This window comes from Streptomyces sp. NPDC059866 (genome assembly GCF_042731325.1).
Taxonomy (GTDB): Bacteria; Actinomycetota; Actinomycetes; order Streptomycetales; family Streptomycetaceae; genus Streptomyces; species Streptomyces flavusporus.
In genome coordinates, this window is sequence record NZ_JBHWJT010000048.1 from 1 (window position 1) to 25304 (window position 25304).

A 25304-nucleotide genomic window follows, 5' to 3' on the forward strand; every position below is an offset into this window, starting at 1 on the left:
ACCCTCTTCGCCGACGTCCTCGGCCTGGACCCCGCCCAGGTCGGCGTGGACGACGGCTTCTTCGCCCTCGGCGGCGACAGCATCAGCTCCATCGTGCTGGTCAGCCGCGCCCGCGAACACGGCCTCGACCTCTCCCCCCGCGACATCTTCCAGCACCAGACACCCAAACAACTGGCTCATGCCACCCGCCCGTTGGCGGACGGCGCCAGCGCATCGGAGGCGGACGACGGCACCGGCCTGGTGCCGCTCACACCCATCATGCGGTGGCTCGTCGAGCCCGAGCACACATACGAGGCGTTCTTCCAGTCGCGGCTGGTCCAGGTCCCTGCAGGTATCGGCCGCGACCGGCTGGTCGACATCCTGCAGTCCCTCATCGACCGTCATGACGTGCTGCGGGCCCGTCTGGCGCGGGACGGCGACCAGGGCGACTGGGCCCTGCGCATCCCGCCGGCACGGAGCCCGCAGGCCCGCACGGCCGACGAGGCCCTGACCCGGGTGGACTGCACCGGCGCGACCGCGGCCGAGCGTGAACAGCTGCTTGCCGGACAGGCCCGGCAGGCACCCAGCCGTCTGGCGCCGCGCGACGGAGTCATGCTGCAGGCCGTCTGGTTCGACAACGGCTCCGAGGAGCCGGGCCGACTGCTGCTGACGATCCACCACCTGGTGGTGGACGGCGTCTCCTGGCGGATCCTCCTGCCCGACCTCGCCGCCGCAGGCGCGGCCGTACTCGCCGGGAACGCACCGGAACTGGCGCCGGTGCCGACCTCCTTCAAGCGCTGGGCGGAGCAGCTGAGCACCCTCGCCGGTGAGCAGCGCAGCACTGCCTCCCTGCAGCACTGGACCGAGACCCTGTCCGTCTCCGAACCACCCCTCGGGGTCAGGGAGTTGAGTCCGCGTGACGATACGGCGGAGCAGCTCGACACACTGCGCGTCACGGTGCCGGTGGGGTTGTCGGAGGCACTGCTGACGCGGGTGCCGACCGCGCTGCACGCCGGGGTCGAGGACGTACTCCTGACGGCGTTCGTGCTCGCGCTGGCCCACTGGCGGACCGCGCGCGGCGTGCCGGGCGCCTCCGGTGCCACCTCCGTCCTGGTCGATGTCGAAGGGCACGGCCGGGAGGACCTGTTCGCGGGCGCCGACACCTCGCGGACGGTGGGGTGGTTCACCGCCATGGCCCCGGTGCGGCTCGATCCCGGCAGGGTGTCCTGGGGCGAGGTCGGGCGCGGCGGGCCGGCCGCGGGGCGGGCTCTGCAGCGGATCAAGGAGCAGCTTCGAAAGGCGTCCGAGCTGCGGACCACCTATGGCCTGCTGCGCTATCTCAACCCGGAGACCGCGCCGGTGCTCTCCGCGCTCCCCGGAGCGCAGGTGGCGTTCAACTACTTCGGGCGGATCGGTGGGGGCCGTACCCACTCCGCGGGCGACTGGCAACAGGTGGACGGCAATCCGGCCACCGGCGGCCTCGACCCCCGGATGCGTCTGACGCATGCGCTGATGGTGAACGCGGCGGCGACGGACGGCCCGTCGGGGCCGGAACTGTCGGCGACCTGGTCATGGCCGTGTGACGTGCTGGCACGCGGGGACGTGGAGCGGCTCGGCGAGGGCTGGGTGAAGCACCTCGAGGCGCTGGCCGCGCACGCCGACGGCCCCGACGCGGTCGGCCGGACGCCGTCGGACCTCTCCCTCGTCAGCCTCAGCCAGAACCAGATCAGCCGGCTTGAGAAGAAGTGGCGTTCGAAGCGGTGACGCCCTTGCGCGCGTTCCCGCCACCGCCCTGTTTGATCATGAGAGTTGGAGTGTGATGTCGCAGTGACTGCCGTCTATGAGGACGAGGCCGTCCGATCCCGTGTTCTTGAATTCCTGTTGCGGTATGTGGACGACCCGGCCGAGCTGGAAGGCATGCAGCTGATCACCGGCGGGGTTCTCAGCTCGCTGGCCACCGTTGCGCTCGTCAGTCACCTTGAGAAGGAGTTCGGCATCGAGGTGGACGACGACGATCTGGAGATCGAGAACTTCGACACGCTGGACAGCATCGTGCAGTTCGTGCAGGGGAAGCAGGTATGAGTCAGCCGCCGCCGACCACGGACGAGCTGGGACGGCTGCTGCTGCCGCTGGCCGACGAGATCGAGGCCGCGAAGGCGGTGCCCGAGAAGGTCCTGGAGACGGTCGCCCGGTCCGGTGCGCTGGCCGCGATGGTGCCCGCGGAGTACGGTGGACGGCCGCTGAGCCACCAGGAGTACGGCGAGCTGAACCGGGCGGTGGCCCGCACCTCGGCGTCGCTGCAGAGCCTGCTGACCGTGCACGGGATGGTGTGCGCGAGCCTGAGCCGCTGGGCGCCGGAGCGCACCCGGCAGCGGCTGCTGCCGCGCCTTGCCTCCGGTGAGCTCCTCGGGGCGTTCGGCCTCACCGAGGACAGTGCGGGCAGCGACGCCCAGGCCATCGAGACAACGGCGACGCCGGACAACCCGGCCGGCGCCGGTGCGGCGGATGCCGTGTGGCGCCTGGACGGTGTGAAGCGCTGGCTGTCCTTCGGCCAGGTCGCGCACTGCTTCCTGGTCTTCGCCAAGCACGGCGACCGCAGCGTGGGCTTCCTCGTCCGGCGGGACGACCCGGGGGTGACGGTGGTCCCGAGCCGTCGCACCAGTGGCTTCCGCAGCGCCATGCTGGCCGACCTGCACCTGGACGGCTGCCGTGTCCCCGCCGACCGCATGGTCGGCCGCCCCGGCTTCGGCGTGGCTCAGGTCGCAAGCGGTGCCCTGTCGTTGGGGCGGCTCTGTGTCGCGTACGGCTCCCTGGGGCTCGCCGAGGCATGCTGCGACGCGATGCTCGGCCACACCAGCAGCCGCAAGCAGTTCGGCGGGCGGCTGATCGATCTGCAGCTCGTCCGGGGTCTGGTCAGCGACGCCGTGCTCGACACCGAGGCGGCGCGGCTGCTGTGCGAGCAGGCGGCGCGGGCCATGGACGCCCAGGACGACTGGCTGATCCACCATGTACTGACCGCCAAGCTGGCGGCGTCCCGCGCGGCGGACACGGCGGCCGCGGCGGCGGCCCAACTGCATGGCGCGGCGGGCCTGGTGGACGGGGGCCCGGTGGACCGCTGGGTGCGCGACGCACGCGTCATGCAGGTCATCGAGGGCAGCACGCAGCTGCTGCAGCATCTGCTGGCGGAGGAGAGCCTCCAGCGTTTCCGGGTACGCCGCCGCCACCCGCGGTATCCGTTCGCACAGGGAGCTGATCGTGTCGAGTGAGCTGGTCAAGTGTGTCGTCTGGGACCTGGACGACACCGTGTGGGACGGCGTCCTGTCCGAAGGGTCCGGAGTGGAGCTGCGGCCCGGCGTCCGTGCGTTGATCGACGCGCTCGACCAGCGCGGCATCCTGCAGTCGATCGTCAGCAAGAACGACGAGAAGGCAGCGCTCGCCGAGCTGGAACGGCTGGGCATCCGCCACTACTTCCTCGTCCCGCATGTCTCGTGGCAGCCGAAGTCCGAGCTGGTCCAGGACATCGCACAACGGCTCAACATCGGGCTCGACACGGTGATGTTCATAGACGACTCCGCCTTCGAGCGGGCCGAGGTCGAGTTTGCGCACCCGCAGGTGCGGTGCGTGGACGCCGCCGAGATCGCGGACCTGCTCGACCGGCCGGAGTTGTCCCGGCCGGTGACCGAGGACGGACGCACCCGCCGGACGATGTACCTGCAGGCGGAGGAGCGCAGCGAGTACGAGAAGTCGTTCGCCGGTCCGCAGATCGAGTTCCTCCGATCGCTGCAGATGCGCCTCACCGTCGCGGTGGCGACCCCCGCGGACCTGGAACGCGCCGCCGAGCTGACCGAGCGCACGCACCAGCTCAACACGACCGGTCTGACGTTCTCCAAGGCGGAGCTGCGCGAACTGATGGACCGGCCGGACCAGACGCTTCTGGTCGCCCGGCTCGAGGACCGCTTCGGCGTATACGGCACGATCGGCCTCACCCTGGTCGGCAGAACGGCCCAGGAGTGGCGGATCCGGCTGTTCCTGATGTCCTGCCGCGTGATGGGCCGCAACGTCGGCGGCGCGATCCTGCGCTACCTGGCCCAGTCCGCCGAGGCCGAACAGGCGCGTCTGACGGCGGACTTCAAGCCCACCGACGTCAACAGGCCGATGTACACCGTCTACCGTCTGGCAGGCTTCAAGAAGACCGCGGCCGAGGGCCCCGCACAGGTGCTGGAGATGGCCCCCGGCCTGCAGCACGGCTACCCCGACTACCTCGAGTTGTCACTGCCGTCGTCCTCTTGACACCCGATGCAGTTCTGCGGGGGGACAGCGCTCTCAGTGCCTCTGTCTCCCCGCTGGGCTCACGCAGCCACCCGCGCCGCCAGGAGCGCATCGAAGTCCGGGAATTTCAGGGCAATGTCACTGCCGGTGAAGTTCCCGACCCACCCGTCCTCTTCATGAAAGAAGCGGATGACGGTGAATGACGGCGAGGCCCCCATGTCGAACCAGTGCCTGGTCCCCCGCGGCACCCCCAGCAAATCCCCGGCCTCGCACAGCACGGCGTGCACTTCACGGTCGACGTGCAGATAGAAGGCTCCGGCCCCGGCGACGAAGAACCGCACCTCGTCGTCATCATCGTGCGTGTGCTCGCTGAGGAACTTCTTCCGCTCGGCCTTGGCGGTCAACCGCCACCCGAGATCCTTCCGCGGCCGCAACCCGACGACATCAACGGTGGCAAACCCCTCAGCGGCAACCAACCGATCCACTTCGTCCCGATACGCGCTTAACACCGCCCCGGGCTCGGGATCTTCGGGCACCTCGTCACGCAGCGACCACTGTTCGTATCGGACTCCGGCGGGTGCCAGCACAGCGGCAATCTCACCGGGATCGGTGGTACGGCGTACGACGGTGCCGGGGCCGGATTCCGGCCACGTGATCAGCAGGGTCATTGCACACTCCTCACGGCACAGACAACTGCATCGACCACGGTAACTCCTTGATCGGTTCCCGGGGATGCGGTCGACGAAGCACCTCCACTGTGCCGCGAGCCCCGGTCAGCGACCGGCATGTGCTCCGGCAGGCCGGGCCGCCTCCCCGGTCTCCTCGAACGGCTCGCTCCCAGCCGACTCCGCGCTGTCTCCCGGTGCAGCTGCGTCGGGCAGTTCGGCACGCTCGCGCTGCGCGAGGAAGACCCGCAGCACTGCGATCCACACCAGGCACGAGCCGAACATATGGACGCCGACGACCAGCTCAGGCAGATGCGTGAAGTACTGCACGTATCCGATCACGCCCTGTCCGAGCAACACCGCCAGGAGCTCCAGCACCCGGCGGCGGACGGCGGACGGCGCCGACACGGCGCGCAGCGCGAACCAGAGCGCCACGGTCAGGCCCACCACGATGTAGACGAAGTCCACGTGCAGTTGGGTGATCTCCTGCCAGTCCAGCGGGATGCGCTGCACCTTGCGCGCGTCGCCCGCGTGCGGTCCGGCGCCGGTCACCACGGTGCCGATCACGATCAGTGCCGCGGTGGCCGCGACCAGCAGCCCGGTCAGCTGCCGCAGCGGCCGGGACACCAGGTCACGCGCCGGGGCATCCCCTTCCCGGGCGCGCTGCCAGGTCAGCACGGCCACCGTGAGCAGCGCCGTGGACAGCAGGAAGTGGGAGCTGACGATGTACGGGTTGAGGCCGGTCAGCACGGTGATGCCGCCGACCACGGCATTGCCCATGATGATCCAGAACTGTGCCCAGCCGAGCCGGGTGAGATCACGACGCACCGGCGTACGCGACCGGGCGGTCAGGATCACCAGACCGGCCACGGCGCACATCAGGTAGATCATCATTCGGTTGCCGAACTCGATGACACCGTGGATGCCCATGTCGGCGGTCGGGGTCAGGCTGTCGTCGGTGCACTTCGGCCAGGTCTCGCAGCCCAGCCCGGATTGGGTGAGCCGCACCGCGCCACCGGTCACCACGATGAGGACGGCCGTCATCACCGAGGCCAGCGCGGCACGTCTCACCGTCTGCACGGAGGGCTGCCAGCGACGGGCGATCAGCTCAAGCGGATTCAGCGAATTCAGCACCGGGCCATGCTACTTGGGACCTTGTGCACGAATTCACGAAGGGTCAGGGCCCGCCCCCTGAGGCGGGAGGGACTGCCGGGCGCCTAGGGCCTGTCCGGCGGATCATGCCGGAGACGCGGGGGCTGGCACGCCCATCTGCGGCGTTGTCGTCGGTCGCCGACTCCCCCACGCTCGGCTTCGCTCGCGCGGGGGGACCCCCATCGCGTCGACTCCCTCCTCCGCCTTGCAGCTGGACGCCCCAGCCCCCGCTCACCTGCGCTGACGAGGTGCCGCCGTTTTCCTCCGACCTGATCCGCCGGACAGGCCCTAAGGCAGTCGCCAGTCCACCGGCTGCGCACTCTGCCGCAGGAGCAGATCGTTGGCCCTGCTGAACGGACGCGAGCCGAAGAAGCCCCGGTCCGCCGACATCGGCGAGGGATGAGCGGACTCGATCGCCGGAAGATCCCCGAGCAGGGGGCGGAGATTGCGGGCGTCACGCCCCCACAGGATGGACACCAGCGGCTTTCCGCGCGCAACCAGCGCTCGGATGGCCTGGTCCGTGACCTCCTCCCACCCCTTGCCCCGGTGCGCCGCCGGCTTGCGCGGGGCCGTCGTCAACGCTCTGTTGAGCAACAGCACCCCCTGCTGGGTCCACGGCGTCAGATCGCCGTTGGACGGCCTGGGCAGTCCCAAGTCGGAGTGCATCTCCCGGAAGATGTTCTCCAGACTGCCCGGCAGGGAACGCACCTCGGGCGAGACGGCGAAACTCAACCCGATGGCCATCCCCGGCGTGGGGTAGGGATCCTGCCCGACGATCAGGACCCGAACATCGTCGAAGGGCTGCTGGAAAGCCCGCAGGACGTTCTGCCCGGCTGGTAGGTAGGTCCGGCCGGCCGCTATCTCGGCCCGGAGGAAGTCCCCCATGGCAGCGATGCGGTCGGCCACAGGTTCGAGAGCCTTCGCCCAGCCTGCTTCAACGAGTTCATCCAAGGGTCGTGGTGCCACGGCTCGTCACTCTACTGGTACGCACCGGACCCCCGCACAAGCAGACAAGCCCCGCCCACGGCCGCCGCTCCGGGCGCTACTCTTCCTCCTCGTCGAGATCACTGAGATCACTGAGATCGCCGAGATCGCTGAGCTCGCTGAGATCTTCGAAGCCGGTCGAGCAGATCGCACAGCCGGTCGCCGGGAAGGAGGGGAGCTTGTCGCGTCCAGTGGTCAAGCAAGCCCCGTCGGCTTCCCGGGCGGCTGCGACCTCCGCCCCGGGGCTCTCGCATGAGGTGGGCCGGCTCGACGGGCCGGCAGCCGCTGGGGAATCCGCGTTCCTCGCCGTCGACTCGGGAGGCTCCGGCCTGCGGGCCGTCGTGGGCACCGTCGCGCGAGGGCCGCTCGCCCTGCGGGAGTCGGCGGAGCCGGTCCGCACCGGGGCGCGGGGGATCGACGCCGGGCACTTCATGCAGCAACTCGTCCCCCTGATCCGGGCGTTGACGGCCGAGGCCGGGGTCACCGCGCTGGACACGGCTGTCGTCGGCGCGGCGGGCTTCAGCACGCTCGGCGACGATCTGCGTGCCGGACTTCCCGCGGCCCTGCACCGGGAATGCGGGATCCGGACCGTCGCCCTCGCCGCCGACGCCGTCACCGCCTACACAGGCGCCCTGGGCCCCAGGCCCGGCGCCGTGATCGCCGCCGGTACCGGACTCATCGCGATCGGCACGGACCTGACGCGATGGCGTCGCGCGGACGGCTGGGGCCATCTGCTGGGCGACTGCGGCAGCGGAGCCTGGATCGGCCGGGCCGGTCTGGAGGCCGCACTGCGCGCCCACGACGGGCGGGAGGGCGGTTCGGCCCCGCTGCTGGAGTGCGCCGAGGAGATGTTCGGCCCGATGCCGGGGCTGCCCGCCCAGGTGTACCCGCGCTCGGACCGTCCCGCCGTCCTCGCCTCCTTCGCCCCCAGCGTGGCGGCCTGCGCCGACGACGGCGACCCCGTCGCGGTGCACGTCCTGCGCGCAGCCGCCCGGCACATGGCCGGTTCGGCGGCCGCCGTGTGCCCCACGAGGGGCGAGCCCCAGGTCGCCCTCACCGGGGGCCTGTTCAAGATGGGCGCCGCTCTCCTCGTACCACTGGACGAGGAACTGACGAAGCGGCTGCCCCACGCCCGCCGGGTGGCGGCCGAGGGCGATCCGCTGCAGGGGGCGGTCCGTATCGCGGCCGACCTGACGGCCGGGGCGCTCACCCTGCCGGGTGACGACAAACTGCTGTACGTGGTGGCCGCCCGGGGCGACTGATCCCGGCACGGCGCATATCCGATATGTAGCACTTGAGGTCGCGCAGTTCATCAGTCATCTCACACAAACGCGCTGATCACTTATGATCCGTACGTAACTCATCAGACAAATCCGGACGGATACCGCTCACCTGCACCCTCCCCGAACAAGGGAGCCCAGGAAGCCAGTAACATGCGGCGCCATGAGCTCCCCCACTGGGCCCGCGTCCGGCCTGCCAGTACGAATGCCGCGCCCCCGCCAGCCCGGGCGGCACCGCCGACCCGAGCCCCTGGCGGCTCCCGAGGGCGCGCCCGCGCTCGTCCTCGCGGTTCCGGGCACGCCCAGCGTGGCCGCGCGCAGCCTCGCCGAGGAGGTCGTGAGCATCGCCCGCTCCGAGCTGCCCGGCCTCGACGCCCGGATCGGCTACGTCGAGGGTGATGACGCGGAGTTCCCCACGCTCCAGTCGGTGCTGGCGTACGCCGCCGACGAGCGCACCGCCCGCTATGAGCAGGCGCGCGCGGCCGGTGTGGAGGTCAAGGAGCCCGACGGCCCGGTCGCCGTTGTGGTGCCGCTGCTCGCCGGTCCGGACAGTGCGCTGCTGCGTCAGGTCCGCCAGGCCGTGATGGACAGCCGCGTCGCGGCCGAGCTGACCGATGTGCTCGGCCCGCACCCGCTGCTCGCCGAGGCCCTGCACGTGCGCCTGTCGGAGGCGGGCCTGGCCCGCGCCGACCGCGCCCGGCTGTTCACCGTGGCCACCGCCGCGGACGGCATCATCCTGGCCTCGGTGGGCGGCGAGGAGGCCGTGCAGGCGGCCGGGATCACCGGCATGCTGCTCGCCGCGCGGCTCGCCGTGCCGGTGATGGCGGCGGCGCTGGACCAGGAGGGTTCGATCGCGTCCGTCGCGGAGCAGCTGCGCTCCTCGGGCTCGCAGCAGCTGGCGCTGGCGCCGTACCTGATCGGCCCCGAGATCGACCCGGGCCTGGTCGCGGAAGCCGCGAAGGAGGCGGGCTGCTCGGCCGCCGAGCCGCTCGGCGCCTACCCGGCCATCGGCAAGCTCGCCCTGGCCAAGTACACGACGGCGCTCGGTATCGCCCCGCAGCAGCCGCAGGGCGCGCCGGTCCGCTGAACCGGCCGTCACCCCCAGTCGTACGACGAGGGCCCGCTCCGCACGTACGGAGCGGGCCCTTCGCCCTGCAGATGCAGGCCAGGCCTAGACCAAGTGTGGCGATTCGGACGGCGTGCGCAGGGGTGTGACCAGTTCGGCCAGGGCGTGCTCCAGGCCGTGCAGATGGGCGAGGGCGGCCGGTTCGACCGCGCGCTGCTGAGGGGCGAGACCGGGGGCGCCGCCCACCGCATCGCCCGTGAGCGCCTCCACCGCGCCCTGCACGCGCCGGCAGGCGGCGGCCAGGCGGGCGTCGTGGGAGGCCTCCGGGTCGGCGGCCACGGCGACCAGGCCGCGGATCTCACGGGCGCAGTCGTCGAGCAGGGCCAGCACCCGGCGGGCGCGCCGCTTGCGGCCGAGCACGGGGTTGAGGGGGTGCACCAGCGGGGCGACGGCGAGGCGTACCCGGCCGAGGAGCAGTTCCAGTTCCGCCACCCGCAGGGCCGGGTCGGCGTCGTCGGCTCCGGCGAGGCGTGCCGCGGCCTCGGCGGTGCACGCATGGACGCAGCGCAGGGCGCGCTGGATCCAGGCGTCGGTGACGGTGTGGGTGGTGACGGGCAGGACGAACAGGACGGCCAGTACGGCACCCACCGCCCCGATGCCGGTCTCGACGAGGCGCAGCGCGAGGAGCGCGGGCTCGAGCACCCCCAGGAGGCCGTAGAGCAGCTCGGCGAGCAGGGTCACGCAGAGCATCATCCAGGTGTAGGACACGGCTGCCGTGTAGAAGATGCCGAACACGCACACGGCGGCGAGCAGGGCGGAGGGCACCGCGGCGCCGTGCAGCGGGACGGCGACGAGCAGTCCGAGGCCGATGCCGGTCACCGTGCCGAGGAGCCGGCGGAAGCCGCGGACCAGGGTCTCGCCGCGCGAGGTGGTGTTCACGAAGATCCACCAGGTGGCGCCGACGGCCCAGTACCAGCGCTCCCCGGACACCAGCTGCCCCACGACCAGGGCGAAGCCCGCGCCGACGGTCGCCTGGACCGCCTGGCGCGTGGTGATCCGGGCGAGGCCCGTCCCGCCCGGTGGCGCGACCGCGGGGGCCGGGGTCAGGCGGCGCTCGTAGCACCACAGTCCGAAGCGCACCGCGGCCGCCGCGAGCACGGACAGCAGGACGGCGGCGTACAGCTCGGGCAACTGCCCGGGGGTCGCCTGCAGGAACTGCGCGACGAAGAAGGTCATGAACGCGAACACGCCGAGGCTGTGTCCGCGTGGCCCCCAGCGGCGGGCGTAGACGCCCGCGCCGACCACGGCGAGGAAGGTGAGGTCGCGGGCGACGGGGTGGTCGTGCAGTTCGGCTGCGGCGGCCAGCACGGGCAGACCGACGGCCGGCAGCAGCGCGGTGGTCACGGCCTGCCCGCGGACGGTCGTGTCCGTGACCGTGAACAGGGCGAGGAGCGCGGCCAGCCCACCGGTGACGGCACCGGCGAGGGAGTGCCCGGCGAGGCCGCAGACGACGACCGCGAGGCCGATGCCGAGGACGGCACGCGCGGCGAAGCGCAGCCGCGTCCGCCCCGGGTCCGGAGCCACGAACACCCTCTTCAGCACTTCCCACCCCTTGCATACGACCGGCATGAAAAAGGCGCCGCGGGATCCGCAGCGCCATCGACGCCTCCATGACAGCATCACTTCCGCCACTGGCTCAAGTGGCTCCGAGTTCACTGGGCCATTGGCGCAGCGACAAGGACTTCTCGTGGCTCTTCACCAGGCCAACGGACGACGTCGGACGGCCCAGCCCGGCTGTGTCCCACTGGGCCATTGGTACAGTCGGCCGTGATCTTCGGCGGAAGGGAGGCAGGGCGCCATGGCCGTGGACGAGCTGGACACCCGCATCCTGCGGCTGCTGCTGGAGCAGCCGCGTACGAGTGTGCGTGAGTACGCCCGTCTCCTCGGGGTGGCCCGCGGCACGCTCCAGGCCCGCCTCGACCGCCTGGAACGGGACGGCGTGATCACCGGCACCGGCCCGGTGCTCTCCCCCGCCGCACTCGGCCACCCGGTGCTCGCGTTCGTGCACATCGAGGTCACCCAGGGCCACCTCGACGACGTGGGCGACGCACTGGCCGCCGTACCGGAGATCGTCGAGGCGTTCTCGATCACGGGCGGCGGTGATCTGCTCACCCGGGTCGTGGCGCGTGACAACGCCCACCTCGAGGACGTGATCCAGAAGCTGATCAGCCTGCCCGGGGTCGTCCGCACCCGCACCGAGGTGGCCCTGCGCGAACGTGTGCCGCACCGGCTGCTGCCGCTCGTCGAGTCGATCGGCCGGGCGGCCACGCAGTGATCACGGCACGGACGCCCTTGGCATCATGACCCGCATGAGCGATCTCGGCGGCATCTCGGTCATCTTCGATCTCGACGGAACGCTCGTGGACAGCGAGCCGAACTACTACGAGGCGGGCCGGCAGATCCTCGCCGAGCACGGCGTACCGGACTTCACCTGGGCCGACCACGAGCAGTACGTCGGCATCAGCACCCAGGAGACGGTCGCGCACTGGAAGCAGCGCTACGGGCTGCGCGCCTCCGTCGAGGACCTGACCGCCGCCAAGAACCGCCGCTATCTGGAGCTCGCCCGCACCTCCACGCGCGCGTACCCCGAGATGCGCAAGTTCGTCGAGCTACTGGCCGCCGAGGGCGTCCCGATGGCCGTGGCCTCGGGGTCGTCGCCCGGGGCCATCGCAGCGATCCTGGCTGTCACGGGCCTGGACGCCCAGCTGCGAACGGTCGTCTCGGCGGACGAGGTCGCGCACGGCAAGCCCGCCCCCGACGTCTTCCTGGAGGCCGCCCGCCGGCTCGGCGCGGACCTCGCCGGCTGTGTGGTCGTCGAGGACGCGGCTCCCGGCGCGGCCGCCGCCCACGCGGCCGGCATGCGCTGCATCGCGCTCCCCTATGTGGCCGCCCAGGCCGACGCGCCGGAGTTCGCCACCGCCGACCTCCTGCTGCGGGGCGGCCAGGCGGAGTTCACGGCGAGGGCGGCGTACGACTGGCTCGTGCGCACGACTCCGACACCCTGAACCCACCGACCGGGTCGTGCGTACAGCGGAGCAGGCTTCGTCCGTCCGCTGACTCCGGGGCGAGTGCCGCGGCACTAGGAACGGCGGCGAGGCTTGCCGCGGCGGCCGCTCCTGGGCGTGCCGGACCGAGGGTTCTTTCCGGCCGCCGGCTTCCGCCGTGCGGCGGCCTCGTCGCGGCGCTTCTCCTCGGGCTGCGCCGCCTGCCGGCTGCGACCCCGCGTGCTGTTCACGGTGCGGCCGCGGACGATGCCGATGAAGTCCTCGACCAGGTCGGTGTGCGCGTCCTCCGGCCAGCTCAGGGCGACGCCTGACTGCGGGGCGTCCACGAGCGTCCGGTAGGTCAGGTCCCTGCGGTGGTACAGGCGGGCCAGGGACTGGGGGACGGCGAGGACGCCGATGCCCGCCGCGACGAGTTCGATCGCGTCGGCGGTGGTGGCGGGGCGTTCGAAGGCGGGCTCTCCGGGGGGCTGCTCCCAGCCGAGGACGTCGTCGAGGGGATGGAGGACGACCTCCTCGGCGAGGTCCTCGAGGGTCGCCTCGTCCGCCGCGGTCAGGAGGTGGTCCTTGGGGACCACGACGACCGTCGTCTCGGTGTAGAGGGGGATCGCGCTGAAGACCGTACGGTCGACCGGCAGCCGTACGATCCCCGCGTCCGCCGCGCCGTCCCGCAACACATCGGATGCCTCGGCGGCCGTGACGGAGACGAGGTTCAGGGGGACGTCGGGCAGGCGCTCGTTCCAGATCCGCACCCACTTGCCGGGGGTCGCCCCAGGGACGTACGCGAGCCGGAACGAAGGGTGTGCTTCCGAGCCTGTCACCCCGCCAGGTTACCGGCTGTGGTCGGGGGTCTCGTATCCGGCCGATAGTCTGGACAGCATGAAGTCGCACCAGACCACCCAGACGATGAAGCCCGCGACCGCGGCGAAGAAGCTGGGTGTGTACCTCCCCGCCACCCCCGCCGAGTTCCAGCAGGGAGTCGTCTCGCGCGCCGAACTGAACGAGCTCCAGGCCGATCCGCCCGAGTGGCTGCGGGAGCTGCGACGCAACGGCCCGCACCCGCGGCCGGTGGTCGCCGCGAAGCTGGGCGTCTCCATCGCGGGGCTCGCACGCGGCGGGGTGACGGAGCCGCTCACCAGCGAGCAGATCGAGGCGCTGAAGGCGGAGCGGCCGGAGTGGCTGGAGAAGGAGCGCGCCACCCAGGCGGAGGTCCGCAAGGAAGCGGCCCGGCTCAAGGCGCGCAGCGCCGAGCAGGGCGCTCACTGACACGGAGTTCCGCCCCCGGGATCGTGCACGCAGGTGAGGGCCCCGTTTGCGGACCGGGGCCCTCACGCATGGGGGTGGACCGGCGGTCTCAGGCGGCTTCCCGAGCGCCGCGCTCCGCCCCGTCCCGGTGAATGGGCGTGCCCGAACCGGTCAGCGGGACGCCCGTGCCGCCCCGCCGGGTCGCGACGATCTCCGCCGCGATGGACAGGGCGGTCTCCTCGGGCGTACGGGCGCCCAGGTCGAGGCCGATGGGGGACCTGAGCCTGGCCAGCTCCCGCTCGCTCACGCCTGCCTCCCGCAGTCTCCGGTTGCGGTCGGCGTGGGTGCGCCGCGAGCCCATCGCGCCGACGAACGCGACCGGCATCCGCAGGGCCTCCTGCAGGAGCGGTACGTCGAACTTGGCGTCGTGGGTGAGCACGCACAGCACCGTGCGCGCATCGGTCGCCGTACCCCGCAGATAGCGGTGCGGCCAGTCCACGACGATGTCGTCCGCGTCGGGGAAGCGGACCCGCGTGGCGAAGACGGGACGGGCGTCGCACACGGTGACGTGATAGCCGAGGAACTTGCCCGCGCGCACGAGCGCCGCGGCGAAGTCGATCGCGCCGAAGACGATCATGCGTGGCGGCGGCACGCTGGACTCGACGAACAGCGTGAGGCCGCCGGGGCAGTGCGAGCCGTCCTCCGACAGCTCGACCGTGCCGGTGCGGCCGGCGTCCAGCAGGGCGCGGGCCTCCGCGGCCGCCGTCCGGTCCAGCTCCGGGTGACCGCCGAGACCGCCCTCGGTCGTTCCGTCGGGGCGTACGAACAGGGCGCCGCCGAGGAGTCCGGCCGGCCCGCGGGCGACCCGGGCCACCGCGGCCGGCTCGCCCTGCGCGGCGGCCGACAGCGCCGCCGCGAACACCCGGTCGCCGGACGCGATCGGCGTGACCAGTACGTCGATGGCCCCGCCGCAGGTCAGCCCGACCGCGAAGGCGTCCTCGTCGCTGTACCCGAACCGCTCGCGCACCGTCTCGCCGTCCTGCAGCGCCTGGACGCACAGGTCGTACACCGCCCCTTCGACACAACCGCCGGAGACCGAGCCGATGGCCGTGCCGTCCCGGTCGACGGCGAGGGCGGCGCCGGGATCGCGCGGCGCGCTGCCGCCGACGGCGACGACGGTGGCGACCGCGAAGTCCCGGCCCTCGGCCACCCAGCGGCTCAGCTCCTCGGCGATGTCAAGCATCCCGGGCTCCGGTGCCCGCGGCTGCGGCCAGCAGGACGCGGTCGGGCCGGATCGGCAGGTTCCGGTGGCGTACGCCGGTCGCGTGCCAGACGGCGTTGGCGATCGCCGCCGCCGCACCGACGATCCCGATCTCGCCGATCCCCTTGATGCCGACCGGGTCGTCGGGGTCGGGGTCGTCCACCCAGTCCGCCTCGATGTGCGGCACGTCGGCATGCGCGGCGACGTGATAGCCGGCCAGGTCGGCGCCGACGTGACCGCCCGAAGTCCGGTCGCGGACCGCCTCCTCGTGCAGGGCCATGGAGATGCCCCAGACCATCCCGCCGATGAACTGGCTGCGCGCCGTCAGCGGGTTGACGATCCGCCCGGCCGCGAACATGCCCAGCATGCGCCGGACGCGCACCTCACCGGTGGTGACGTCCACGGCGACCTCGGCGAACTGCGCTCCGAAGGAGTGCCGTTCCTTCTGTGCGAGGGCACCCACGGCCGCGGAGGTGTCCGAGCGGACCGTGATGCCCTCGGGCGGAACACCGCCGCCCAGGGCGAGTCGCTCCCGCAGCTCCTGCGCGGCGGCCATGATCGCCCAGCCCCAGGAGCGGGTGCCCATCGAGCCGCCGGCGATCATCGCGAAGCCGAAGTCGCTGTCCCCGATGCGGACGCGGACGCGGTCCGGCGCGACCTCGAGTGCGTCGGCGGCGATCAGGGTGAGCGCGGTGCGCGCCCCGGTCCCGATGTCGGACGCGGTGATCCGCACGGTGAAGGTGCCGTCCGCCTCCGCCGTCAGGGCCGCCGTCGAGGGCGCGGCCCCGGCGCCGAAGGAGGCCGCCGCCGTGCCGGTGCCGAGCAGCCAGCGTCCGTCCCGGCGCAGTCCGGGGCGCGGGTCGCGGTCCGCCCAGCCGAACCGGCGGGCGCCCTCCTGGAAGCAGGCGAGCAGGTTGCGGCTGCTGAACGGCAGCCCGGAAACGGGGCCCGCCTCGGGTTCGTTGCGGGTGCGCAGTTCGATCGGGTCGAGGCCGCACTTCTCGGCGAGTTCGTCGAGCGCCGACTCCAGCGCGAACGAGCCGGGTGCCTCGCCCGGCGCCCGCATCCAGGTCGGGGTCGGCACATCGAGTCGTACGACCTCGTTGGCGGTGTGATGGGCGTCGGCGTCGTACATCACGCGGGCCGGCCCGGAGCTCGGCTCGACGAACTCGTGCACGGTCGACGTCACGCTCAGTGAGCGGTGCTCCAGGGCGCGCAGCCGTCCGTCGGCGTCCGCCCCGAGCCGGACGCGCTGGGCGGTCGGGCTGCGGTAGCCGGCGAGCGAGAACATCTGGCGGCGGGTGAGGACGACCCGGACCGGGCGCTGGAGGGCGGTCGCGGCCATCACGGCGGCCACCTGGTGTGCGCGGACGCCCTTGGACCCGAAACCGCCGCCGATGTGTTCGGACCGCACGCGCACGGCGGACGGTTCGAGGGAGAACAGCGCCGCCAGCTCCTGCGCGACCCAGGTGCTGCCCTGGTTGGAGTCGACGACCTCCAGCCGGCCGCCGTCCCAGTGAGCCGTCGCCGCATGCGGCTCCATGGGGTTGTGGTGCTCCTCGGGCGTGGTGTACTCGGCGTCCACCACGACGGCGGACGCGGCGAGTTCGGACTCCAGGTCCCCCTTCTCCGTCACCCCCGGCATGTGGGAGTCCACCGAGTAGGCGTCCGGGCGTCCGGCCGAGAACGCGACGTCGTGCGGCTCCTGCTCGTAGTGCACGACCAGCGCCTCGGCGGCCTCCCGGGCCTGCTCGGACGTCTCCGCGACGACCAGCGCCACCGGCCAGCCCATGTGCGGCACGCGGTCGTGCTGGAAGAGGGCGGTGGTCGGCTCCGGCTTCACTCCCAGCAGGCCGACGTGGTCGGTGTCGACGCGGGGGGCGTTGCCGTGGTGCAGGACGGCGAGGACGCCGGGCATGCCGAGGACGCCGTCGGCCTCCACCGAGCGGATGCGGCCGCGGGCCACGGTGGACAACGCGAGCCAGCCGTGGGCGAGTTCGGCGAAGGGGATCTCTCCGGCGTAGCGGGCGGCTCCGGTGACCTTGTCCACGCCCTCCACGCGGGAGTGGGCGGTGCCGACGGAGGGCGTCAGGCGGGTGGCCGTGGTCATCGGGCGGCCTCCTCGGCGAGTTCGGTCAGCACGGCCACGACGAGGTTGCGCATCAGGGTCACCTTGTATCGGTTGTCGGGCAGTGGTCGGGCGGCGGCCAGTTCGGCGTCCGCGGCGGCGGCGAAGGCCTCGGCGTCCGCCGGTCCCCCGGTCAGGAGGCGTTCGGCCTCGCGGGCCCGCCAGGGCCGGGACGCGACGGCGCCGAGGGCGAGGCGTACGTCCCGTACGACGCCGTCCCGGACGTCCATCGCGGCGGCGAGGGAGCCGATCGCGAAGGCGTAGGAGGCGCGCTCGCGGACCTTGCGGTAGCGCGAGTGGGCGGTGACGGGGGCGGGCGGCAGGGTGACGCCGGTGATCAGCGCGCCCGCCGGCAGCGCGGTCTCCAGGTGGGGCGTGTCGCCCACCGGCAGATAGAACTCGGTGAGCGGCAACTCGCCGGGCCCCTCTGCCGTTTCGTACGAGACGACGGCGTCGAAGGCGGTGAGGGCGACCGCCATGTCCGAGGGGTGGGTGGCCACGCAGTGCTCGGATGCGCCCAGGACGGCGTGGTTGCGGTGCTCGCCCTCGACGGCGGGGCAACCGCTGCCGGGTACGCGCTTGTTGCAGGGCTTGGTCACATCGGCGAAGTAGCCGCAGCGGGTGCGCTGGAGCAGGTTTCCGCCGACGGTGGCCATGTTGCGCAGTTGTCCGGAGGCGCCGGCCAGGACCGCCTGCGTCAACGCCGGGTAACGGCGGCGGACTTCGGGGTGGGCGGCGAGGTCGCTGTTGGTGACGGTCGCGCCGATGCGCAGGCCGCCCTCCTCGGTCACCTCGATCCGGTCGAGGGGCAGTTCGCGTACGTCGACGAGCCGGGCGGGCCGCTCGACGCCGGTCTTCATCAGGTCGACGAGGTTGGTGCCGCCGCCGAGGAAACGCGCGTCCGGATCGGCGCCGAGCAGCGCGACCGCGCCGGCGACGTCATGGGCCCGCTGATAGCCGAAGTCCCTCATGCCGCCGCCTCCTCGTCCACCGCCGCCGCCTGGGCAACGGCCTGGACGATCGACACGTACGCACCGCAGCGGCACAGGTTGCCGCTCATCCGCTCCCGGATCTCCTCCGCGGTCAGCGGTGGCGGCCCCGCTTCGGGCCGGACGTCGTCGGTGACGGCGCTCGGCCAGCCCGCCGCGTGCTCCTCGATCATCGCGACGGCCGAACAGATCTGGCCGGGCGTGCAGTAACCGCACTGGAAGCCGTCGAGGTCGAGGAACGCCTGCTGCACCGGATGCAGCCGCTCACCGTCGGCCACGCCCTCGATGGTGGTGATCTCACGCCCTTCGGCGGCCACCGCCAGTTGCAGACAGGCCACGGCCCGTCGCCCGTCGACCAGAACCGTGCATGCACCGCACTGCCCCTGGTCACAGCCCTTCTTGGTGCCGGTCAGATCGAGACGTTCACGTAGTGCGTCGAGCAGGGTGGTGCGATGGTCGACGGACAGCGGATATTTCTCGCCATTGATGGTCAGGGTGATGGCGCTGGACGTCGAGGAGGGGGCTGGGGCCATGATCAGCCTTCTTTCGCATATCCGGAGCACGTCGGGGGACGACCCGGCAAGCAGATGAATCTGGACGTATCGCGAGATCGATGGACGTATCAGAAGAGTCGAGAGGCAGGGAGATGGCGCCGCATATGGCGAGATCGGCTCGTCCGTAGGTATGGTGAACCCAAGCGGACAGCTGTCCACTACAGAAAAACGTACCGGACAGCTGTCCGGTTAGCAAGGCGGGATTCCGGCCAGGAGGACGAGTGCAGGAGAAGAAGCACGCACCTCTGCGCTCGGACGCGCAGCGAAACCGCGAGCGCATCCTGAAGGTGGCCCTGGTCGAGCTGACCCGCTCCGCGGACACGCCGTTGAGCGCGATCGCCAAGAAGGCGTGCGTCGGTCAGGGCACGTTCTACCGCCACTTCCCCAACCGCGAGTCGCTCGTACTGGAGATCTACCGCCACGAGATGCAGCAGGTCGCCGACTCCGCGGCCGAGCTGCTCGAGACCCGGGAACCGGACCGTGCGCTACGGGAGTGGATGGACCGCCTCGCCCAGTTCGCCATGACCAAGGCCGGCCTGGCGGACGCCTTCCGCAAGGCGGCCAACCCGCCGGGGACCCTCCACAAACCCGGCCCCACCCCGGTGATCGCCGCGGCCGAACTCCTGCTCCGCGCCAACGAGGAGGCGGGCACCGTCCGCCCCGGAGTCACCGCGGACGTTTTCCTCCTCGCCATCTCCGGTCTCTGGCAGATCGACCCCCACGGCGACTGGCAGCCCCGGGCCACCCGGCTTCTGGACCTCGTCATGGACGGACTGCGCGCGGGAGCATCCGGGCGGTGACGCGGATCCCGGCGCGGTAGTGCCATGCGCGCCACATGTGCCTCCGCACGCCTTTGCACACCTTCTCCACACCCTCTGCGAAGTCAACAGTCATTCCGTGTAGCCCGTATCAACAACCGTTCCCCCGTGCTCCTTTGCGCACCCGTGCGCCCCCACGGAAAGAGGATTCAAGGGCCGACGGCCGGTTGGACTGGGCAGAACAAAGGTTCAGGCGCCAGGTCGGTGAGCGGTCACCGATTTCCATGGGTCGACTGAGGCAGGGGGTATTCGATGAGCGGTACCGTGACCGAACCGGGGCGGATATGGACCGTGGGTACTGCGCCGGGCATATTCCCGTTCGTCAGTCATGCTATCGCCTTGTTCCGGCGCCCGCTGGACTTCCTGAATTCCCTTCCCGCGCAGGGAGATCTGGTCGAGATACGCCTGGGCCCCATGCGCGCCTGGGTGGCGTGTGATCCCGAACTGGTCCACCAGATGCTGATGGACCCGCACACCTTCGACAAGGGCGGTCCACTGTACGACCGCCTCGGCGCGCTGATGGGCGACGGCCTCGTCACATGCCGCCAGAATGCACATCGCCGGCAACGCACACTCCTGCAGCCCGGCTTCCGCCCGTCCCGCGTCGCCTCGTACACGCAGCTGATGGGCGAGGAGGCCGACGCGCTGTGCCGCGCATGGCGGCCGGGAGAGAGGGTCGATGTCACCGCGGCGATGATGGGACTGACGACGCGGGTGACGAGCCGGGTGCTGTTCTCCGATTCGCTGGACGCGGAGCGGGCGAGAGCCGTACGCGAGAGCCTTGCCGCCGTCGTGCGGGGCCTCTTCGTCCGCACAGTGGTGCCGATGGACACCCTGTTCCGTGTCCCGACGCCCGCCAACCGCCGTTACCGGGACGCACTCGTACGCCTGCACACGCTCGTCGACTCCCTCATCGCCGAACGCCGGCAGGGCACGCCCCGCAACGATCTGCTGGGAACCCTGCTGAAGGCCGAGCGCGGCGGCGAAGGAACGGACGGGCTCACCGAGCAGGAGATCCACGACCAGCTCATCACGCTCCTGCTCACCGGGGTCGAGACCACGGCGATGTGCCTGTCCTCGGCCTTCGGCCTCCTGGCGGCGAATCCCGAGGCGGAACGCCGCCTCCACCGCGAGGTCGACACGGTCCTCGACGATCAGCGCGCTCCGGGACCGGACGAGTTGGCGCGTCTCGCCTACGCCAGGTGCGTGGTCACCGAGACGCTGCGCGTCCATCCACCCGGCTGGCTGTTCACCCGGGTCACCACCGGGGAAACCCGGTTCGCGGGCCGCCGGCTGCCCCGCGGAGCCACCGTCCTGTACAGCCCGTACCTCCTGCACCACGACCCGGCGTCCTTTCCCGAGCCCGAACAGTTCCTTCCCGAACGCTGGTTTCCCGAGCGGGCCACGTCCGTACCGAAGGGCGCGATGCTGCCTTTCGCCGCGGGAAACCGCAAATGCATCGGCGACACCTTCGCCATGGCGGAGGCCACCGTGGCCCTCGCGACCATTGCCGGCCGATGGCGTTTGCGCCCGCTGTCGAGGCACATCGAACCACCGCGCCCCGCGGTGACATTGGGACCGAGGTCGCTGATGATGATCTGCGCATCGCGTCAGACGCACGTGACAGGACTCCCGAACGGCAGGTGACAACGGTGTCCACAACGTATGAGGGAACTCCCACCGCGCCCTACAGCGGAATTCCGACAGGAAACCTCAAGGAACTGATCGAGGCCACCCTCTACATGCCTTTCCCGTTTCTGAGCAATCCCCATCAGTCCGAAGCCGCAGCCGGCGTCGACACATGGTTGCGCGCCTGGGGGCTGACCGACGATCCCTCTGTGGCGGAGATGATCGCCCGCACCCGCCCGGCCGAACTCGCGTCCTACAACAGCCCGACGATGGACGTCGAGGTCCTCCAACTCGTGGCCGATCAGATCGCCTACCAGTTCATCTTCGACGACCGGGCGGAGGAGGTCGGCCGACAGCAGCCCAGCCGGCTGCTGCCCATGCTGTGCGAAAGCATCAGGATCCTGCGGGACGACGAGGCGCCCAGCACCACGCTCGGGGCGGCCCTGGCCGACCTCTACCGCCGGGTTCAGGAACGGTGCACGCCCGCGCAGGCAGCGCGATGGGCATGGAACAGCCGGGAGTACGTGCACGGGCTGTTGTACGAAGCGGTGGCCCAGACCCACTCGCTTCCCCTGCGGATCGGACTCAACAGCTCGATACGCGCGCTCACTGCGGGTGTCGAGCCCTTCTACCCGCTGTGCGAGGCTGCAGGTCCGCACGAGTTGAACCCCGAGGAGCTGCATCACCCCGTCATGCGGCGACTGGGCCGGCTGTCGGCAGACGCGGCGGTGTGGATACCCGACTTGTTCTCCGCGGTGAAGGAGCAGCGCGCGGGCGGAGTGATCAATCTGGCCCTGGCCCACCAGAGCACGTACCGCTGTTCCCTGCCGCAAGCGGTCACCCTGGCCATCCGGCAGATCAACAGCACGATCGGCGAGTTCGAGAGGCTCTACGGGGAGATCGAACCGCAGTTGAGCGCAGCAGGCGTCAGCTACGTGGACGGCATGGTGGGCTGGATCCGCGGTTGCTACTACTGGTCCTGCACCGTGCCGCGCTACGCGGACACGGCGGCTGCCTCCGCGCTCCCCTGAGGCCGTCACCTCCCGACCATGGCCGATTCGAGCTACGTTACCCGGAAGAAGTGACGTCCACGCCGCCACGGCGGATGATTCACCCGTCTCTGTCGTTCTGGTTCGCCAGTCCGGCTCCTGCGCCGCTGCGAGGGCGTACTCTCGGCGCTGTCTTCCGAGGGCCGACGACTGGAAGCGGGTACGGCACATGTCGATGGGGCCGCGGCAACCGATCACCGGTCATCAGCCATTGCTCGAACGTCGCCATGAACTGTCCGCGCTCGACGCCGCGTTGGCCGACCTCTGCGACAGTGCCGACGGCGTGCCACAGCCACGGCGGGGCGGACTGCTCGCCTTCACCGGTTCGGCGGGGCTGGGAAAGACGACGCTCATCAGGCAGGCGCGCGAGCAGGCCGCAGCACGCGGGTTCACGGTGTTCTCGGGCCAGGGCGGCGAGACCGAACAGGAGCTGGCCTTCCGTGTAGTGCGCCAGCTCATGCAGCCCGCCCTGGCGGCGATGGACGAAAGGGAGCGACGGGACTTCCTGGGGAGTTGGTACGACATCGTCTCGGCCGCGCTGGGGCTCGAAGCGACGGGCACCACCCGAGTACCCGACCCGACGGGCGTGCGCGACGGCCTGGACTGGGTCATGACGCGCCTGACCGTGCTGAAGGGTCCCCTCGTCCTGCTGCTGGACGACATGCACTGGGCCGATGCCGAGTCCCTGAACTGGCTCGCCTCGTTCGCCCCCAGGGTCGCGGACCTTCCGTTGCTGATCGTCGTCGCGTACCGCCCCGACGAACTGCCGGACGAGGCAACCGCGTTCCGCTCGCACTTCGAGGGCCGAGGAAACCGTCCCCATGTTCTGGCGCCGCTCACCGCCGCCGCCGTTGCGCAGATCGTCCGGCATGAACTCGGTGAGGGGGCCGAGGACGGGTTCTGCGACGAATGCTGGGCGGTCACCGGCGGAAGCCCCTTCGAAGCGGTCGAACTGGCCATCCGGCTCGGCGAACGCCGACTGAGGGGTGTCCGGGACGAGTTGCCCACCATGCGGAACCTCGCCTCCGCGGTAAAGGGTCCAGGCCTGCTCGACCGTCTGCAGCGCCTCGGGACGACCACCGTCCGCTTCGCGTGGGCTGCCGCCGTACTGGGCACGTCCATCTCGCCGGACCTCGCCGCCACCATCGCGGTGGTCGGCAGCGAGGACGCCGCCGAGGCGACCGAGCGGCTGCGCGCCGCCAGGATCCTGGCGCACACGTCGGGGCCGGGCGGCGGCCTGGAGTTCGTCCACCCCCTGATCGCGACGACGGTCTACCGAGGTATTCCCACGAGCCTGCGGCCCGGTCTGCACAATGCGGCGGCGGAAGCCGTCCGAGCGGCCGGGCTCGGCCCCGCGGCCGCCGCCCGGCATCTGCTGGAAGTGCCCTGCGAGGGCAGGAGCGAGGCGGTGGCGTGCCTGCGGGAGGCCGCCCGTGAGTACCTCCGTGCCGGCGCCCCGGAGGCCGCACGGCGGGTCCTGGCCCGAGCGCTTCAGGAGCCGCCCCTTCCGGAAGACCGTGCCGCGCTCCTCCACGAACTCGCGTCCTCGACCTTCCTCATCGATCCCGCAGCCACCATCAGTCACCTCCGGGAGGCGCTGGCGGAGCCGGGAGTCGACCCCGAGCTGCGTGCCTCCATCGTCTACCGGCTCACCCAGGCGCTCGCCCACACCGATCAGGTGGCGGAGGCCGCGGCCGTGGCCGAGGAGGAGGTGCGACAGGCCGTAGACGCGCGGACACGACTGCGGATGCAGGCCTATCACTTCGTGTGGAGCGCCTTCCGCACCGACGAGCCCGACTCCCCCGCCCGCTCCCGCCGGCTGGCCCGGCTGGCCGCCCGGCTGCCCGGTCGTGGTCTGGAGGAGCGCTACATCCTGGGCCTGCGAGCCTGGGATGCCCTCGTGCGCGGCGAGCCGCGGCAGGTCGTGCTCGCGAATGCCGAGGAAGCCCTGCGCGGTGGTCTGAGCTGGACCGACAAGAACCACGGCTTCGAGGTCCCGGTGTCGGTCGCCCTGGTGTTCCTGTACTGCGATCAGCCTCGGCGGGCGGAGGAGCTGTTCACCAAGGGCATCGCCGAGTGCGAGGCCAAGGGCTGGCGCGGCTCCCACCTGGCCCTCGGCCACACCCTCTTCGGCTACATCCGCTACCGGCGCGGCTGTCTGGCCGAAGCGGAGGAGTTGGTGAACGAGGGCCTGCGCACCGCCGAACGAGTAGAAGGCGCCGTCCCCGCCCAGTGGTTCGCCATCGGCATCCTCATCCAGATCCTGCTCGCCCGCGGGCGAACCGAGGACGCACGCCGGCTCGCGGACTCCTACCGCTATGGCGAGGTCGTCCCGAACGCGGTCATCTACCCGGATCCCCGCACGGTGTACGCCGAACTGCTGCTGGCCGAGGGCCGGATCGCCGAGGCGGAGGGGCTGTTGACCGCCGTCGGAGACCGGCTGGAGGCACGCGCCTGGCGCAACCCCGCCTGGTGCCCGTGGCAGCTGAACCTGTCGGCCGCGCTCGCCCCCACCACGCCCGACCGGGCGGTGCGTCTCGCCCGGGATGCGGTGAAGCGGGCCCGGGACTTCGGTGCGGCCTCCGCGATCGGTCAGGCGCTGCACGCCGAGGCCGAGGCGACCGGCGGTCCGGCCGCTCTGAAGCTGCACGCGGAGGCCGTCGAGCATCTGCAGCGGTCGCCGGCCGCGTACGAACTGGCCCGCGCCCAGGTCGGCCACGGGGCCGCGCTGTCCCGGAACGGCCGGCTGCAGGAGGCTGCCCACCGGCTGTACCAGGGCCTGGAAGGTGCCGTCCACTGTGGTGCCGAGGCCCTCGCCGCCCGGGCCAGGGACGAGTTGTCCGCGGCCGGACTGCGGCCGTTGCCCCTGCGCTACGCCCAGACCGACACGCTCACCGCTCCCGAGCGCAAGGCTGCCGAGATGGTGGCCGTGGGGCACCCGGTGGGTGTCGTCGCGAAGGATCTGCACCTCACCGAGCAAGGGGTGACGCAGTTGCTCTCCTCCGTCTACCGCAAGGTGGGCACCGATGCCGCCGGCCTCGCCAGGGCCCTGGAGACGTTTCCCCGGCCCCGGGCCTGACCGACAGCGCTTGCCGAGGGCATGCCCCCTCGTGCTGTCGACGAAGAGAGTCTGTGCTTTTTCGGTCATCGTCATGACGTGCACCTGTCCAAACC

At 71.4% G+C, this 25304-nt stretch carries 23 protein-coding genes; 13 read left to right on the forward strand and 10 right to left on the reverse strand.

What is annotated here, in order from left to right; all coding sequences use genetic code 11:
• The 4 genes from ACFV7R_RS41205 to ACFV7R_RS41220 form a co-directional block, all read left to right on the forward strand.
• Window positions 1-1743, forward strand: a 1743-nt coding sequence (locus ACFV7R_RS41205; protein WP_385274085.1) for a condensation domain-containing protein, incomplete at its 5' end; no start/stop codon positions are given.
• A gap of 63 nt (window positions 1744-1806) precedes the next feature.
• A complete protein-coding gene (locus ACFV7R_RS41210; protein WP_129796522.1) occupies window positions 1807-2061 on the forward strand; it encodes an acyl carrier protein in 255 nt (84 codons plus the stop codon).
• Window positions 2058-3245, forward strand: coding sequence for an acyl-CoA dehydrogenase family protein (locus ACFV7R_RS41215; protein ID WP_385274088.1), 1188 nt, complete (start codon window positions 2058-2060; stop codon window positions 3243-3245). Before ACFV7R_RS41210 ends, ACFV7R_RS41215 begins: the two co-directional genes overlap by 4 nt.
• Entirely contained in the window at window positions 3235-4269 is a 1035-nt protein-coding gene (locus ACFV7R_RS41220) for an HAD-IIIC family phosphatase (protein WP_385274091.1), read from the forward strand. The genes ACFV7R_RS41215 and ACFV7R_RS41220 overlap by 11 nt, the downstream gene beginning before the upstream one ends.
• 59 nt (window positions 4270-4328) lie before the next feature.
• On the opposite strand, the gene ACFV7R_RS41225 is transcribed toward ACFV7R_RS41220, so the two are convergent.
• The 4 genes from ACFV7R_RS41225 to ACFV7R_RS41240 all read right to left on the reverse strand — a co-directional run bounded on the left by ACFV7R_RS41225 (window position 4329) and on the right by ACFV7R_RS41240 (window position 7248).
• Window positions 4329-4916, reverse strand: a complete 588-nt coding sequence (locus ACFV7R_RS41225) for an acireductone dioxygenase (RefSeq protein WP_385274094.1) — start codon at window positions 4914-4916, stop codon at window positions 4329-4331.
• A gap of 105 nt (window positions 4917-5021) precedes the next feature.
• Window positions 5022-6047: a heme A synthase gene (locus ACFV7R_RS41230; RefSeq protein WP_385274097.1), complete on the reverse strand. Its 1026-nt coding sequence runs from the start codon at window positions 6045-6047 to the stop codon at window positions 5022-5024.
• A 306-nt stretch (window positions 6048-6353) separates the two neighbouring features.
• Complete coding sequence (locus ACFV7R_RS41235) at window positions 6354-7031, reverse strand: uracil-DNA glycosylase (RefSeq protein ID WP_385274101.1); 678 nt, start codon at window positions 7029-7031, stop codon at window positions 6354-6356.
• Window positions 7032-7107: 76 nt separating this feature from the next.
• On the reverse strand, window positions 7108-7248 hold the full coding sequence (locus ACFV7R_RS41240; protein WP_385274104.1) for a hypothetical protein: 141 nt from the start codon (window positions 7246-7248) through the stop codon (window positions 7108-7110).
• A 58-nt stretch (window positions 7249-7306) separates the two neighbouring features.
• Here ACFV7R_RS41240 and ACFV7R_RS41245 point away from each other — a divergent pair, with 58 nt between their 5' ends.
• Both ACFV7R_RS41245 and ACFV7R_RS41250 read left to right on the forward strand, forming a co-directional pair.
• On the forward strand, window positions 7307-8311 hold the full coding sequence (locus ACFV7R_RS41245; RefSeq protein WP_385274170.1) for an N-acetylglucosamine kinase: 1005 nt from the start codon (window positions 7307-7309) through the stop codon (window positions 8309-8311).
• 181 nt (window positions 8312-8492) lie between these two features.
• Window positions 8493-9416, forward strand: coding sequence for a sirohydrochlorin chelatase (locus ACFV7R_RS41250; RefSeq protein WP_385274107.1), 924 nt, complete (start codon window positions 8493-8495; stop codon window positions 9414-9416).
• An 84-nt stretch (window positions 9417-9500) separates the two neighbouring features.
• Here ACFV7R_RS41250 and ACFV7R_RS41255 read toward each other — a convergent pair whose 3' ends face one another.
• The gene (locus tag ACFV7R_RS41255; RefSeq protein ID WP_385274110.1) at window positions 9501-10997 is read right to left on the reverse strand and encodes an FUSC family protein; all 1497 of its coding nucleotides are present in this window, start codon (window positions 10995-10997) and stop codon (window positions 9501-9503) included.
• Window positions 10998-11253: 256 nt separating this feature from the next.
• Between ACFV7R_RS41255 and ACFV7R_RS41260 the strand changes: the two genes are divergently transcribed.
• Entirely contained in the window at window positions 11254-11730 is a 477-nt protein-coding gene (locus tag ACFV7R_RS41260) for an Lrp/AsnC family transcriptional regulator (RefSeq protein ID WP_129796530.1), read from the forward strand.
• A 34-nt stretch (window positions 11731-11764) separates the two neighbouring features.
• Entirely contained in the window at window positions 11765-12460 is a 696-nt protein-coding gene (locus ACFV7R_RS41265; RefSeq protein ID WP_385274113.1) for an HAD family hydrolase, read from the forward strand.
• A 74-nt stretch (window positions 12461-12534) separates the two neighbouring features.
• On the opposite strand, the gene ACFV7R_RS41270 is transcribed toward ACFV7R_RS41265, so the two are convergent.
• Window positions 12535-13278, reverse strand: a complete 744-nt coding sequence (locus ACFV7R_RS41270; protein ID WP_385274116.1) for a LysR family substrate-binding domain-containing protein — start codon at window positions 13276-13278, stop codon at window positions 12535-12537.
• 58 nt (window positions 13279-13336) lie between these two features.
• Here ACFV7R_RS41270 and ACFV7R_RS41275 point away from each other — a divergent pair, with 58 nt between their 5' ends.
• Entirely contained in the window at window positions 13337-13723 is a 387-nt protein-coding gene (locus ACFV7R_RS41275) for a DUF5997 family protein (RefSeq protein ID WP_385274119.1), read from the forward strand.
• A gap of 88 nt (window positions 13724-13811) precedes the next feature.
• Here ACFV7R_RS41275 and ACFV7R_RS41280 read toward each other — a convergent pair whose 3' ends face one another.
• The 4 genes from ACFV7R_RS41280 to ACFV7R_RS41295 are packed head-to-tail and all read right to left on the reverse strand — an operon-like array spanning window position 13812 to window position 18613.
• On the reverse strand, window positions 13812-14945 hold the full coding sequence (locus ACFV7R_RS41280) for an XdhC family protein (protein WP_385274122.1): 1134 nt from the start codon (window positions 14943-14945) through the stop codon (window positions 13812-13814).
• Window positions 14938-17073, reverse strand: coding sequence for a xanthine dehydrogenase family protein molybdopterin-binding subunit (locus ACFV7R_RS41285; RefSeq protein WP_385274125.1), 2136 nt, complete (start codon window positions 17071-17073; stop codon window positions 14938-14940). Before ACFV7R_RS41285 ends, ACFV7R_RS41280 begins: the two co-directional genes overlap by 8 nt.
• Window positions 17070-18062, reverse strand: a complete 993-nt coding sequence (locus ACFV7R_RS41290; RefSeq protein ID WP_385274128.1) for an FAD binding domain-containing protein — start codon at window positions 18060-18062, stop codon at window positions 17070-17072. The genes ACFV7R_RS41285 and ACFV7R_RS41290 overlap by 4 nt, the downstream gene beginning before the upstream one ends.
• The gene (locus ACFV7R_RS41295; protein ID WP_129796537.1) at window positions 18059-18613 is read right to left on the reverse strand and encodes a 2Fe-2S iron-sulfur cluster-binding protein; all 555 of its coding nucleotides are present in this window, start codon (window positions 18611-18613) and stop codon (window positions 18059-18061) included. The genes ACFV7R_RS41290 and ACFV7R_RS41295 overlap by 4 nt, the downstream gene beginning before the upstream one ends.
• 242 nt (window positions 18614-18855) lie before the next feature.
• Here ACFV7R_RS41295 and ACFV7R_RS41300 point away from each other — a divergent pair, with 242 nt between their 5' ends.
• The 4 genes from ACFV7R_RS41300 (at window position 18856) to ACFV7R_RS41315 (ending at window position 25209) form a co-directional block, all read left to right on the forward strand.
• Entirely contained in the window at window positions 18856-19434 is a 579-nt protein-coding gene (locus ACFV7R_RS41300) for a TetR/AcrR family transcriptional regulator (RefSeq protein ID WP_385274132.1), read from the forward strand.
• A gap of 357 nt (window positions 19435-19791) precedes the next feature.
• Window positions 19792-21099, forward strand: a complete 1308-nt coding sequence (locus tag ACFV7R_RS41305; protein ID WP_385274135.1) for a cytochrome P450 — start codon at window positions 19792-19794, stop codon at window positions 21097-21099.
• A 5-nt stretch (window positions 21100-21104) separates the two neighbouring features.
• A complete protein-coding gene (locus ACFV7R_RS41310) occupies window positions 21105-22112 on the forward strand; it encodes a (-)-alpha-amorphene synthase (RefSeq protein WP_385274140.1) in 1008 nt (335 codons plus the stop codon).
• Between the two features lie 187 nt (window positions 22113-22299).
• Window positions 22300-25209 (forward strand): ATP-binding protein, encoded by a 2910-nt coding sequence (locus ACFV7R_RS41315; RefSeq protein ID WP_385274143.1) that lies wholly within the window; start codon window positions 22300-22302, stop codon window positions 25207-25209.
• Window positions 25210-25304 lie beyond the last annotated feature (95 nt).